The 12,721-nt window shown below is 64.3% G+C and carries 15 protein-coding genes and 2 pseudogenes; 8 read left to right on the forward strand and 9 right to left on the reverse strand.

All coding sequences use genetic code 11. The annotated features are described in order from the left end of the window. Positions 1 to 1,120: DUF6596 domain-containing protein (locus X728_RS146255; RefSeq protein ID WP_023832216.1), on the forward strand; the 1,120-nt coding region annotated here is incomplete at its 5' end. A gap of 9 nt (positions 1,121 to 1,129) precedes the next feature. On the opposite strand, the gene X728_RS146250 is transcribed toward X728_RS146255, so the two are convergent. The 3 genes from X728_RS146250 to X728_RS146240 all read right to left on the reverse strand — a co-directional run bounded on the left by X728_RS146250 (position 1,130) and on the right by X728_RS146240 (position 3,728). Continuing rightward, positions 1,130 to 1,756, reverse strand: a complete 627-nt coding sequence (locus tag X728_RS146250) for a glutathione S-transferase family protein (RefSeq protein ID WP_023822359.1) — start codon at positions 1,754 to 1,756, stop codon at positions 1,130 to 1,132. A 200-nt stretch (positions 1,757 to 1,956) separates the two neighbouring features. Beyond that, a complete protein-coding gene (gene cysK, locus X728_RS146245) occupies positions 1,957 to 2,931 on the reverse strand; it encodes a cysteine synthase A (protein WP_023672045.1) in 975 nt (324 codons plus the stop codon). A 179-nt stretch (positions 2,932 to 3,110) separates the two neighbouring features. Continuing rightward, positions 3,111 to 3,728 (reverse strand): LysE family translocator, encoded by a 618-nt coding sequence (locus X728_RS146240; protein WP_023822358.1) that lies wholly within the window; start codon positions 3,726 to 3,728, stop codon positions 3,111 to 3,113. Positions 3,729 to 3,906: 178 nt separating this feature from the next. On the opposite strand from X728_RS146240, the gene X728_RS146235 reads away from it, so the two are divergent. Further along, positions 3,907 to 4,812 carry a hypothetical protein gene (locus X728_RS146235; protein WP_023832217.1) on the forward strand — a complete coding sequence of 302 codons (906 nt, stop codon included), beginning with the start codon at positions 3,907 to 3,909 and terminating at the stop codon, positions 4,810 to 4,812. A 24-nt stretch (positions 4,813 to 4,836) separates the two neighbouring features. Here the strand turns inward: X728_RS146235 and X728_RS146230 are convergent, their stop codons facing one another. From X728_RS146230 to hrcA, 3 genes are all read right to left on the reverse strand, one after another. Further along, complete coding sequence (locus X728_RS146230) at positions 4,837 to 6,186, reverse strand: sorbosone dehydrogenase family protein (RefSeq protein ID WP_023822356.1); 1,350 nt, start codon at positions 6,184 to 6,186, stop codon at positions 4,837 to 4,839. A gap of 106 nt (positions 6,187 to 6,292) precedes the next feature. Then, entirely contained in the window at positions 6,293 to 6,493 is a 201-nt protein-coding gene (locus tag X728_RS146225; RefSeq protein WP_023672050.1) for a hypothetical protein, read from the reverse strand. A gap of 35 nt (positions 6,494 to 6,528) precedes the next feature. Then, positions 6,529 to 7,614, reverse strand: a complete 1,086-nt coding sequence (gene hrcA, locus X728_RS146220) for a heat-inducible transcriptional repressor HrcA (RefSeq protein ID WP_023681233.1) — start codon at positions 7,612 to 7,614, stop codon at positions 6,529 to 6,531. A gap of 156 nt (positions 7,615 to 7,770) precedes the next feature. Between hrcA and rph the strand changes: the two genes are divergently transcribed. The 6 genes and pseudogenes from rph to X728_RS1000000171695 all read left to right on the forward strand — a co-directional run. After that, positions 7,771 to 8,487 (forward strand): ribonuclease PH, encoded by a 717-nt coding sequence (rph, locus tag X728_RS146215; protein WP_023702412.1) that lies wholly within the window; start codon positions 7,771 to 7,773, stop codon positions 8,485 to 8,487. 190 nt (positions 8,488 to 8,677) lie between these two features. Further along, entirely contained in the window at positions 8,678 to 9,088 is a 411-nt protein-coding gene (locus X728_RS146210) for a VOC family protein (protein WP_023824065.1), read from the forward strand. Beyond that, positions 9,088 to 9,735 carry an RdgB/HAM1 family non-canonical purine NTP pyrophosphatase gene (gene rdgB, locus X728_RS146205; protein ID WP_023726744.1) on the forward strand — a complete coding sequence of 216 codons (648 nt, stop codon included), beginning with the start codon at positions 9,088 to 9,090 and terminating at the stop codon, positions 9,733 to 9,735. The genes X728_RS146210 and rdgB overlap by 1 nt, the downstream gene beginning before the upstream one ends. Next, on the forward strand, positions 9,735 to 10,892 hold the full coding sequence (hemW, locus tag X728_RS146200) for a radical SAM family heme chaperone HemW (protein ID WP_023702416.1): 1,158 nt from the start codon (positions 9,735 to 9,737) through the stop codon (positions 10,890 to 10,892). The genes rdgB and hemW overlap by 1 nt, the downstream gene beginning before the upstream one ends. Positions 10,893 to 10,898: 6 nt before the next feature. Beyond that, positions 10,899 to 11,222: a low molecular weight protein tyrosine phosphatase family protein gene (locus X728_RS146195; RefSeq protein ID WP_023702417.1), complete on the forward strand. Its 324-nt coding sequence runs from the start codon at positions 10,899 to 10,901 to the stop codon at positions 11,220 to 11,222. Positions 11,223 to 11,410: 188 nt separating this feature from the next. After that, a pseudogene (locus X728_RS1000000171695) lies at positions 11,411 to 11,545 on the forward strand (transporter); the annotation flags it as partial. A 79-nt stretch (positions 11,546 to 11,624) separates the two neighbouring features. Here X728_RS1000000171695 and X728_RS146185 read toward each other — a convergent pair. From X728_RS146185 to X728_RS146180, 3 genes and pseudogenes are all read right to left on the reverse strand, one after another. Beyond that, a complete protein-coding gene (locus X728_RS146185; protein WP_023687558.1) occupies positions 11,625 to 11,810 on the reverse strand; it encodes a hypothetical protein in 186 nt (61 codons plus the stop codon). A gap of 77 nt (positions 11,811 to 11,887) precedes the next feature. Beyond that, positions 11,888 to 12,004, reverse strand: a pseudogene (locus X728_RS1000000171700) (DUF559 domain-containing protein); the annotation flags it as partial. Between the two features lie 71 nt (positions 12,005 to 12,075). Beyond that, complete coding sequence (locus X728_RS146180; RefSeq protein ID WP_023832218.1) at positions 12,076 to 12,447, reverse strand: hypothetical protein; 372 nt, start codon at positions 12,445 to 12,447, stop codon at positions 12,076 to 12,078. Positions 12,448 to 12,721: the final 274 nt, after the last annotated feature.

Raw genomic sequence — 12,721 nt, forward strand, 5'->3', positions numbered from 1 at the left:
CGAGGCCTTCGCCGCGGCGCTGGAGCGCTGGCCACAGACCGGCGTGCCCGACAAGCCGGAAGCATGGCTGCTGGCCGTGGCGCGCCGGCGGCGCGTCGACGCGGTGCGCCGTCGGCTGACCAGCGAGGCGAGCCGCGACCATCTCAAGCTGATGGCCGAGGAGATGGAGGCGAGCATGGAAGACGAAGACCTTCCCGACGAACGTCTCAGGCTGATGTTTGCCTGTGCGCATCCGGCGATCGAAGCCAGCGTGCGGGCGCCGCTGATCCTGCAGACCATTCTGGGTTTCGACGCGGCGACGATCGCCTCGGCCTTCCTGGTTTCGCCGGCGACGATGGGCCAGCGTCTGGTGCGTGCCAAGAGCCGCATCCGCGAGATCGGCATTCCGTTCCGCGTGCCGGATCGCGCCGAACTCGGCGAGCGGCTGGGAACGGTGCTGGAAGCGATCTACGCGGCTTTCGCCGAAGGCTGGACCGACCCGGCAGGGACCGAGACGAGAGCGCGCAATCTGGCGACCGAAGGCATCTGGCTCGGGCGGCTGGTGGCATCGCTGATGCCGGACGAACCGGAAGCGCTCGGCCTGCTGGCGCTGATGCTGTTTGCCGAGGCGCGCCGCCCGGCGCGGCGCGATGCGGCTGGAGATTATGTGCCGCTCGCCGAACAGGATTGCCGTCTTTGGGATCACGCGCTGATCGACGAAGCCGAGGCGCTGCTGGGCCACGCCGCCACCATGGGCGTCATCGGCCGCTACCAGCTCGAAGCGGCGGTACAATCGGTGCATGCGACGCGGCGACGGACCGGCCAAACCGATTGGGCGGCGATCCGTAACTTCTACGATGCGCTGTCGGCGATATCAGGCTCGCCGGTGATTTCGATCAACCGCGCCGTGGCGATTGCCGAGGCCGAAGGGGCGGCGGCAGGACTGGCGGCGCTCTACGTGCTGGGCGACGACAAGCGGCTCAACGACTATCAGCCCTATTGGGCCGCTCGCGCCGGCCTGCTGGCCAGGCTCGGCAATGCGGCGCAAGCGGTCGAAGCCTATGACCGGGCGATCGGCCTTGAACGCGACCCCGCCGTGCGCCGCTTCCTGCAGGCGAAACGGGCGATCCTGCGAAATTGAAGCGTCCGTTCAGGCCGGCCACATCTCATGCGTGGTGTTGAGCCGTTTTATCAGCGGATGCGCGCGCAGCGCCGACCATAAGCGTTCGATGTTCGGCCAGTCGGCTCGCGCCTTGTCCATATCGGGGTGCCAGGCCACCAGCATGACGAGGTAGATGTCGGCCAGCGACATCGCGTCGCCGACCAGCCAGCCGCGCCCCTCGAGGGCTGCATCGACAATGGCGAAGCCGCGGTCCATCTCGGCAATGGCTGCCTGCTTGACGGCTTTCTTGCCGTCGGCATCGGTGGTGTAGCGATGGGCATAGTAGAGGCGCAGGATGGCGGGGTAGAGCACCGATGACATGAACGCCATCCAGCGCAGGAAACCGGCGCGATCCGGCGATCCGGCGGCCGGTGCCAGACCCGCCTCCGGATGGCGCTCGGCAAGCAGGATGCAGATCGCCGCCGATTCGGTTATCGATTGACCGTTGGGCAAGGTCAGCACCGGAACCTGGTTCAACGGGCTGATGTCGAGGAAGGCCTGGTCCGGCGGATCCTTCTTGGGCACATCGATCTGGTCGAATTGCGCGTTTGCCAGCGCCAATGCGGCCTCGACGACAAAACCGCCGCTGCCTGGGCGCGTGTAAAGCTTGTACATGTGATTCTCCCCCTGCCCGCGCGAAGCAGGCCGGGGCGATTTGACCCTGAAGCCGCCTCCCGCTCAAGCCGGTGGCGGACGCCACGGCCGGGTTTTCTGCGGTCCAGCCATGAGACTTCCGATGTCGGAGGGACAGCACCCCCCGATGCCCGGCAGGGCAGAGGGGGGTGCGAAGGATCGCCGCCTATCCAGTTAAGACGTTAAGCCCCCAGCCCGTCGAACAGGATCGTCGACAGATAGCGCTCGGCGAAGGACGGGATGATCACCACCAGGTTCTTGCCCTTGTTCTCCGGCCGCGACCCGACGGCGATGGCGGCCTGCAGGGCAGCGCCCGACGAGATGCCGACCGGCACGCCTTCAAGGCGGGCGACGAGGCGGGCGTTGGCGACCGAATCCTCGTTGGAGACCTTGACGATCTCGTCATAGATCGAGGTGTCGAGGATCTTGGGCGCAAAGCCGGCGCCGATGCCCTGGATCTTGTGCGGGCCGGGCTGGCCGCCCGACAGCACCGGCGAGGCCTCCGGCTCGACGGCGACGACATGCACCGAGGGCTTGCGTTGCTTCAGCACCTGGCCGACGCCGGTGATCGTGCCGCCGGTACCGATGCCGGCGACGAAGATGTCGACCCCGCCATCGGTGTCGTTCCAGATCTCCTCGGCGGTGGTGCGGCGGTGGATCTCCGGGTTGGCCGGGTTTTCGAACTGCTGCGGGATGACGGCGTCAGGCAGGGTGGCGGCCAATTCGTCGGCCTTGGCGATGGCGCCCTTCATGCCTTTCGGCCCTTCCGTCAGCACCAGTTCGGCGCCGAGCAGCGCCAGCATCTTGCGGCGCTCCACCGACATGGTTTCGGGCATGGTCAGGATCAGCTTGTAGCCCTTGGCGGCGGCGGCGAAGGCGAGCGCGATGCCGGTATTCCCCGAGGTCGGCTCGATCAGCGTCGTCTTGCCAGGTTTGATCCGACCCGACGCTTCCAGCGCCTCGATCATGGAAACGCCGATGCGGTCCTTGACCGAGGCGATCGGATTGAAGAATTCGAGCTTGGCAAGAAGGTTGGCAACGACGCCCTTCTCCTTGGCGAACTTGTCGAGCCGCACCAGCGGCGTGTCGCCGATCGTCTCGGTGATCGAGTTGTAGACACGGCCGCGGCCGGGCACGCGCGCGGAAGGCTTGTTCATTGGTTTCGCTCCCAAATCAGATCAGGCAATTGGCGTCGGCGGACAGAATAGGGCTTTCGCCCGCGCAAGATAGGCTGCCGGCCGAAAATATCGAGTGGGCCGCTTGCTGAAAACGCTTGTCTCCTCAAGCCGCATTTTCCGGATGGACCGATCGGCGGAATGGATGGGCCTGAACCGATCTACTGACGTGCGGCAATGGCAGCGGCCGCGCCCACCATGAAGCCGGCGGCGGTGCGGTTCAGCGCCTTCAGCGCGCGTGGCGATTTCAGGAACCAGCGCGCCTTGGCGGCCAGCGCAAGATATGGCACCAGCACCACGAAGAGCACAATGACGGTGAGCGCGACCAGGATGCCGTAGTCGGCGAGCGTGATGGTCTTCAGGTCGACGATGGTCGGCGTGATGGCGAGGTAGAAGATCATCGTTTTCGGGTTGCCCAGCGTGACGGTGAGGCCGGCAAGGAAGTTCGATACCAGGCCGCCCTTGCCTTTCCTGGCCTCGACAGTCTCGGGCGTGATCCCGGCCGTCCAGAAACGCCAGCCGAGGAAGGCGAGATAGGAGACGCCCAGCCATTTGATGGCGAGAAACACCATGCCGAAGCTTTGCGCGACAAAGGCAAGGCCGAGCACCACCGCGGTGAGATAAATGAGGTCGCCGAGCATCAGGCCGAACGACATCGCCAGCGATGAGCGGAAGCCGGATCCGAGCGCCCGCGCCACAAGCGCGGTGACGCCGGGCCCGGGAATGGCGGCGGCGATGCCCAGCGCAGCACTATAGGCAAGGAAGCCGGTGAGGGTCATGACGGTCGCACCTCGTGAAACGACTCTGGTGCCATGAAAGCCTGCAACGGCAAAACGGATTCGATTGCGCCAAGCAGGACATGAAAGCCGGTCATCCTCGTCTGAGAGCGAGAGATGGTTCACTTACGCCCCGAAGGCGGTCGGCTATCTCGCATGGCTCCGAACGGCAGGAGCACCCATGTTAGCCAAAAGACTTCACATCCAGCTCATGAAGTGGATGCCCAACAACTATTCCGAAGCACGCGGTCACGTCCACGAGCTGGAATGGTATCTGTGGTTCGAGGGGCGTCAGGCTTTCGGCCTGTTCGACAAGGGCGATAGCGATGTCGTTCCGCAGACTGGATATTTTACCGACAGCCGGAACCTTGGCGCTCACCCCATTCGTCCGATGATCTATCCGCTGGTCGTCAACAACCGGTTCAAGGTGCGGCTGGTGGCGATGGAGCGTGACGGACCGCAAAAGATAGACCCCGACGACACCGCCAAAGGCGAATTCTACATCGACCTCGACACCAAATATCCGCCGGTCTCCGACTGGCGCATCATCGCTGCCGATCCGCGCAGTACCGACCTCAACGTGGAAGCGTCGTTCCAGCTGCAATGGCTGGACTATGTCGATACCGTCGAGATTGCCGAGGATGGCCCGCCACGCATCATCGACAAGTCCAACTATCCCTATCCGTGGGGCGCCAATGTGATGGTGTTCGAGCACTGGCTCGGGCTTGGCCGCAAGGCGCCGCTCAAACTCATCGACCCGAACCGCGCATCGCGCCGCGAATACTGGATGATCAATGGCAATGCGGCCCGGCGCATGGTGCAGGACCTCTATCGCTTCAACGTCAACCAGCTTGGCGTCGCCAACGACACCATCAGCAGTGTTTACGTGCCGAAGCTCAATGCCGGCCACGTCACGGTGACGCTTTACGAACACGATTTCAGCGACGGCCGCTTCGCGCAAGGGGCGAAGAAGTCCTTCGGCTCGGTCGGCCTCTTCAATCTCAGGGATACCGGTTTCGATGACCGCGTCTCATCGGCCGAGGTGATCCATACCTATCCCAAGGTGATCCATCGGGACGTGCATTAGGGCCGGATTGCGCTGTTCGCGGGCTCAGGATGGGCCATCGACATGGGTGATGCGCCAGATGGTGCCGTTGCCATCCTCGGTGACGATAAGCGCGCCGTCCTTGGCCACCGCGACGCCGACCGGCCGGCCCCAGACGGCATCGTCGGAAAGCACGAAGCCGGTTATGAAATCCTGGTACTCGCCGGTCGGCTTGCCGTGGCTGAATCTCAGCCTCACCACCTTGTAGCCGGTGCGCACACCCCGGTTCCAGGAGCCGTGCAGGGCGACGAAAGCATCGCCCTTGTACTCGGCCGGAAAATTGTCGCCGTCATAGAAGGCGATGTTGAGCGGCGCCGAATGCGCCTGCATCAGCACGTCGGGCACGGTGACCGAGCCGGCGAGGTCTGGGCGCGCGCCCTCGTGACGCGGGTCCTCGTTGGCGCCGATATAATACCAGGGCCAGCCATAGAAGGCGCCGTCCTTGACTGAGGTGGCATATTCGAACGGCACATCGTCGCCGAGACCGTCGCGCTCGTTGACGACACACCACAGCGCGCCGGTGGCCGGCTGCACGGTCATGCCCGAGCAATTGCGCAGGCCGGTAGCGAGGATGCGGCCATTCTTGCCGTCGGGGCCGAAGGCCAGCACGTCGGCACGGCCATCCTCGGAACCCCAGGTGGCGCCGAGTGGCTGTGATTTTGCCCAGGCGTCAAGGCCGCCCTTCGGTGCCTTCTGCATGCCCTCCGCGACGTTCGATCCGGAGCCGACCGAGAGATACAGCGTCTTCCCGTCCGGCGAGAAGGCGATATCGCGGGTCCAGTGGCCGCCGGTAGGGATGTCGGAGACAATCGTCTCCGGTTCGCCGGAGGCTTTAAGGTCGCCGTCGCGATAGGCGTAGCGGACCACGCTGTCGTTGTTGGCGACGTAGACCCATTGCGGCTTGTCGCCAGGCGGGTAGAAGGCGATGCCATAGGGCTGGTTGAGATTGTCGGCAAAAATGCCCTCTTCGGCCGGCTTCGCGCTACCCTTGGCCAGCCGATAGACGCGGATCTGGTTGGCGTCACTGTCGGCGACGAACAGGTCGCCGTTCGGCGCCACGCGCACGACCCGCGGATTGGAAATGCCGGAAGCAACCAGTTCGGCCGAAAACCCAGGCGGCAGGACGGGCTTCGCGCCCTCGGGCCGATCGCCGAGGCCGGCGCTGTTGGAGGCGGATCCGGTGATGTTGGGTCTTTTCAGATCATCCGGCCTAATCAGCCGGCGCACACCTGGCTTGTCGGCCGTCCAGTCGCCGAAAGCGTCCTTGCCGGTCAGCAGCAGTTGATCAGCCTGCTGGGCGAAGGCGCTGGTGGCCAGAAGCAGGGCAAGGCCTGCGAAGCCGGCAATCCGGATCATGCTGTTCTCCTCGAACTCGCGCCGGTCGGCGCGTCACGACAAGGGAGATATTGTGCGGCCGCCGCAAAAGAGAAGCGTGCGCGCGCAGATTCGACGAGAGAACCGCTCAACTTTCCTCTTCGACGTCCAGATCGTCGTCGAGACGCTTTTCCAATGCGACAAGATCTTCCGGCAGCGGCAATCCCATGGCGCGCATTTCGCGCAGTTTTTCGCGCAGCTGCTCCTGGATTTCGTGCTCGTCCTCCGGCTGGTTGACCATTTCTTCGAGCAGCATGCTGATCTGGGCCTTGAACGATTCAAGCGCCATTCTGCGCCCTCCTTACGGTGATCCCGGCTTCGGAATTATCTTAACATCCGGGTAATCAATTGGGCCGTGTAGTCGACCATCGGCACGATGCGGGCATAATTCAGCCTGGTCGGGCCGATGACGCCGAGCGCGCCGACGACGCGGGCGTCCTTGTCGCGGTAAGGCGCCACGACCAGCGACGAGCCGGAGAGCGAGAACAGCTTGTTTTCCGAGCCGATGAAGATCCGCACGCCGGGGCCGTCCTCGGCGAGGTCGAGCAGCTGGATCAGCCCGTCCTGCGTCTCCAGATCCTCGAACAGGTGGCGCAGCAATTCGATATCGGCCTGGGCGGTGACGTTTTCGAGTAAATTGGCGCGGCCGCGCACGATAAGGCGCGCCGGCAGGCCGCTGTCGGCGCCGGCCCACACCGCCAGGCCTTTCTCGACCAGGTCCTGCGACAACGTGTCCAGCGCTGCCCGGGTCTCGTCCTTGATACGGGCGATCTCGATGCGCGCCTCGGCGAGCGTGCGGCCCCTGATATGGGCGTTGAGGAAGTTGGAGGCCTCGTGCAGCTGCGAGACGGTGATGCCGGCCGGCAGGTCGACGACGCGGTTCTCGACATCGCCATTCTGCGACACCATCACCGCCAGCGCCTTGGTCGGCTCGAGCTGGATGAACTCGATGTGCTTCAGCGCCACCTCGTTCTTGGTGGCGAGCACCAGGCCGGCGCCGCGCGACATGCCCGACAGCATCTGGCTGGCCTCGGTCAGCATGTGTTCCAGCGTCGCGCCCGAGCCGGAGGCGCGCACCTGCGCCTCGATGACCCGGCGTTCCTCGTCGGAGAGATCGCCAAGCTCCATGAAGGCATCGACGAAGAAGCGCAGGCCGGTCTGGGTCGGCAGGCGCCCGGCCGAGATGTGCGGGGCATAGATCAGGCCGAGATGTTCGAGGTCGCTCATCACGTTGCGGATGGTGGCCGGCGACAGCGACGACGGCAGGATGCGCGACAGGCTGCGCGATCCCACAGGCTCACCGTCCTTCAAATAGGATTCGACGATGCGCCTAAAAATGTCGCGCGAACGCATGTCGAGCGATTGCAGCGCGGGCGCCAGCAGACTGGGTTCGGTGACTGCCTTGGTCATTCGAGCCAAAAACCTCCGGCCCAAGGATATAGACTTCCATCACCCTCGCGCAACCCGGCGTCTGTGCCAGATCGCCCGGCCTTTTCCTTTGCGCCATGGGCTGCATGCGTCTACAAGCCGCCGACGCAACCGTAAAAAGAACAGAAAGAGGCCTCGATGCGCCCTTCCAAACGCCAAGCCGACGAAATGCGCGCCATCTCGTTCGAGCGCGGCGTCTCCAAACACGCCGAAGGCTCGTGCCTGGTGAAATTCGGCGACACGCATGTGTTGTGCACGGCAAGCCTGGAGGAAAAGGTGCCAGGCTGGATGCGCAATTCCGGCAAGGGCTGGGTGACGGCGGAATACGGCATGCTGCCGCGTTCGACCGGCGAGCGCATGCGCCGTGAAGCCTCGGCCGGCAAGCAAGGCGGCCGCACGCTGGAAATCCAGCGGCTGATCGGCCGCTCCTTGCGCGCCGTTGTCGACCTGCAGGCACTGGGCGAACAGCAGGTCACCGTCGACTGCGACGTCATCCAGGCCGATGGCGGCACCCGCACGGCCTCGATCACCGGCGGCTGGGTGGCGCTCTACGATTGCCTGCGCTGGATGGAAGCGCGGCAGATGGCCAGTGTTGCCAAGGTGCTGAAGGACCATGTCGCGGCAATTTCCTGCGGCATCCATGACGGCCAGCCGGTCATCGACCTCGACTACATTGAGGATTCATCTGCCGGCACCGACGCCAATTTCGTCATGACCGGCAAGGGCGGCATCGTCGAGATCCAGGGCACCGCCGAGGGCGAGCCGTTCTCGGAAGGGCAGTTCGCGGAGCTGATGGGCCTGGCCAAGAAGGGCATTCAGCGGCTGGTGAGCTTGCAGCAGATGGCTGTGGCCTGATTGAATTTAACGTGATGACGTCGGCGATCCTTCACACCCCCCTCTGGCCTGCCGGCCATCTCCCCCGCAAGGGGGGAGATCAGAGGTCGCTACCGTTTTCGCCAACCATCAACGTTGAGACGCCGCCAGCGGAACTGCCAATCTCCCCCCTTGCGGGGGAGATGCCCGGCAGGGCAGAGGGGGGTGCCTGATGCAACCCTCCGCTATTCTTGAGTCAGCGCTTTACGTCACGGATCTCGCCGCTGCCGAGACCTTCTACTCCGATGTCCTCGGCCTCCCTCTCCTCGGCAAGGTCGACGGCCGCCATCTCTTCTTCCGCTGCGGCCCGGGCGTGCTGCTCATCTTCAACGCCGAAGCCACCAAAATCCCGCCGGCGCCCGATGCGCGGCTGAAAGTGCCGCCACATGGCACGGTCGGCGAGGGCCATCTCTGCTTTGCCGCAAGTGAGGATGAACTCGCACAGTGGAAGGCGCAACTTGAGGCGAAAAACATCGCCATCGAAAGCGAATTCGAATGGCCGCAGGGCGGGCGCTCGATCTACATACGCGACCCCTCGGGCAATTCGATCGAATTCGCCGAGCCAAGGATCTGGGGCCTTTGATGCATTCTCTCGATGGAAAGAAGATCGTCGTTGCCAGCCACAATGAAGGCAAGCTGCGCGAATTCGCCGATTTGATGGGTCCGTTCGGCTTCGAGGCGAAGTCGGCCAAGGACTACGGCCTGCCGGAACCGGAGGAGACCGGCACCACCTTCGAGGAAAACGCCTACATCAAGGCCTTCGCCGCGGCTAAGGCGACCGGCCTGCCGGCGCTGTCGGACGATTCGGGCCTGTGCGTCGACGCGCTCGACGGCGCCCCCGGCGTCTACACCGCCAATTGGGCCGAAGCTCCCGATGGCAGCCGCGACTTCGGGATGGCCATGCAGCGCACCGAAGTGGCCTTGCAGGAGGTCGGCGCCGCCGAGCCAGCGCAGCGCAAGGGGCGGTTCGTCGCCGTCATCTGCCTGGCCTTCCCCAATGGCGAGGCTGAATATTATCGCGGCGAAGCTGAGGGAACGCTGGTGTGGCCGCCGCGCGGCGAACTCGGCTTCGGCTACGACCCGGTGTTTTTGCCCGACGGTTTCGACAAGACGTTCGGCGAGATGAGCGCTGAGGAAAAACACGGCTGGAAGCCCGGTCAGCCGACGGCGCTGTCGCACCGCGCCCGCGCCTTCCAGAAATTCGCCCGCGCCAGGTTAGGCTCAGCTTAATGTCGCTGGACCGCAGCCCGGGCTTCGGCGTCTACATCCATTGGCCGTTCTGCGCGGCCAAATGCCCGTATTGCGACTTCAACAGCCATGTCCGTCACCAGCCGGTCGACCAGGAGCGCTTTGCCCGCGCCTTCGAGACCGAGCTGAAGACGATGCGCGAGCGGACCGGGGCGCGCGAGGTGACCAGCATCTTTCTCGGCGGCGGCACACCGTCGCTAATGCAGCCGCAGACGGTGGCGGCGGTGCTGGACGCCGTGGCGAAGAACTGGACGGTGCCCGACGGCATCGAGGTGACGCTGGAGGCCAATCCATCCTCGGTCGAGGCCGAGCGCTTTCGCGGCTACCGCGCCGCCGGCGTCAACCGCGTCTCGCTCGGCGTGCAGGCGTTGAACGACAAGGATCTGCGCTTTCTCGGCCGACTGCACAATGTCGACGAGGCGCTGCATGCAATTGGCCTGGCACGGGACATATTCCCAAGACTTTCCTTCGACCTGATCTACGCCCGCCCCGGCCAGACGCTGGACGACTGGCAGGTGGAGCTCGAACAGGCGATCGGCCATGCCGCCGACCATCTGTCGCTCTACCAGCTGACCATCGAGGAAGGCACGCCGTTCCATGCGCTGCATGCGGCGCACAAGTTTACCGTTCCCGACAATGACCGGGCCGCCGATCTCTATGCGCTGACTCAGGAGGTCACCGCGGCGCATGGCCTGCCGGCCTATGAGATTTCCAACCACGCCAGGCCGGGCGCCGAGAGCCGGCACAATCTGACCTATTGGCGGTATGGCGAATATGTCGGCGTCGGACCGGGCGCGCATGGCCGCTTTATCGAGAACGGCCACCGTGTTGTGACGATCGCCGAGCGGATGCCGGAGACCTGGGCCAATCTGGTGGAGGCCAGGGGCCATGGCGTCACCGGCGGCGAGATCCTGACGCGCTCCGAAGAGGCCGACGAGTTCCTGCTGATGGGGCTGAGGTTGGCCGAAGGCATCGACCTTTCCCGCTACGAGGCGTTTTCCGGGCGCGGCCTGTCGAGCGCCCGGCTGACCGTGCTGCAGGATGAGGGGCTGGTGGCGCCGATCGGCAATGCCAGGCTACGCGCCACGCCAGCCGGCATGATCGTGCTCGATGCCGTGGTGGCGGATTTGGCGCGGTAGATCGCGATGAAGAACGTGCTGTTCGTCTGCAGCCAGAACCGCTTGCGCAGCCCGACCGCCGAGCAGGTGTTCTCCAAACGTAGGGATATCGAGGTCGCGTCGGCCGGCACCAACCACGACGCCCACACGCCGCTGACGCATGAGCTGGTCGCCTGGGCCGACATCGTCTTCGTGATGGAAAAGGCGCACCGCACCAAGCTGCAGAAGAAATTCAAGGAGAGCCTGAAGAAGGCCCGCGTCATCTGCCTCGACATCCCGGATGATTACGGATTCATGGATCCGGAGTTGGTGCGATTGCTGGAGGTGAGGGTGACGCGATACCTGGGCTGACTGATGTGGTTGGGGCGTTCCACGCCCGCGTTCGCCATCCTCGGGCTTCACCCGGGATTTGCCGCGAGGTTAAGGCGCTGCAGCGGTTCAGAATTCTGCGCCGCTGCATCCTTCGGCAGAGGTCACGGAATGGATCATAGGGTCTGCGCCGCGTCACTTCGCTCCTTGCTTCGCCCTAGGATGACGATGTTGCACCGATCGACAAACTAAGCGTCGTGCTTGAAGCGGCGCTTGCCGCGGTGTTTCTCGGCATGCGCCTCTCCGGTCCGGGCCGGCTTGGCGTCGCTCTTGTCCCGGCGGACGCTGTTCTGGTCGTTCATCGGATGCGGCGGCGCGCCTTCGCGGGCGCTCTTCGTTTCAAGACGGGTGATGAAGATATCGAAACGATTGGGCATCGTACGGTCAGTGCTCCGTCGTGCTGTCCGGTTTGTTGTCCGAAAGCCTGACATTCGTCGGCAAGGCGGTGGCCGCCCGACTGGCCAGGCCGGTGTCGCTTTCGGCGAGCGCACGCTTGCCCTTTCGCGCAGTGAAGCGCTTGCGCTCGGCATAATAGGGCTCGAAAACGTCCTGCAATTCCAGGCTGTCCATCCTGTCCTCCTCCTCAAGAGACTCAGGTATTCAATCCGCCAGCCACGCTTTCGTTCCCCACTGTGGCAAAGACATGGCCCCATCAGCCGGTGCGCCCGAAGTTCGTTCCAGAGCTTGAGCTCGGCTGGCGTCAGGACTTTGCGCATCGATCTGGCGTTTGCGCGATGTCGAGGCGGTAGAGGCGTGTGCGGCATTACGATGCTCGNGCGCCCCCCTCTGTCCTGCCGGACATCTCCCCCACTTGGGGGGAGATTGGTTGTACTTCCTACGGCGTCAGTTCAATTTCCTCCGTCTCGCCGCCATTGCAGGTGTAGCAGCAATCCTCGCATCTTTCCTTGTTGTTGGGGCCGACGCCCCAATAGGTTCCCTCGTCGCCGTCGACCCAGGCGCCGTAGCAGATGGACTCGCCTTCGTCGCACGAGACCGGGATCTGTTTGGTCTCGCCATCGTCGAGATAAAAATCCTTGTCGTTGCCCGGCCAGACATAGTCGCGGTCCTGGCTGTAGAGCTCGAGGCGCATGGCGTTGGGATGGCTGTTCTTGACGGCGAAGGTGATGTCGGCGGCGTGCGCGGCCGGCGCAAACAGCCCGGCCAGCGAGAGCGCGACGACGATGCGGCGCAGACAAGTGAAAGACATGGTGTTCCCCCGAGGCAAATCGGCCCCCCGGCCGAGGGAATCAGCATCGCATGATGGCGGCTGACATTGAAGGGCGGGGCGTGACTGATTTTGGGGGGATTGGCGAAGGGCGGAACTGCTGATCTCCCCCCTCGTGGGGGAGATGCCCGGCAAGGCAGAGGGGGGCGCTGTCCCGCCGACCTCTCATTCCTGCAGCCGCGTCATTTCAATTTTAGGCTTGCTGATCCATACGCTGGCGATCCTTCGCGCCCCCCTCTGTCCTGCCGGACATCTC

It is taken from the genome of Mesorhizobium sp. L103C119B0 (assembly GCF_000502235.1).
Taxonomy (GTDB): Bacteria; Pseudomonadota; Alphaproteobacteria; order Rhizobiales; family Rhizobiaceae; genus Mesorhizobium.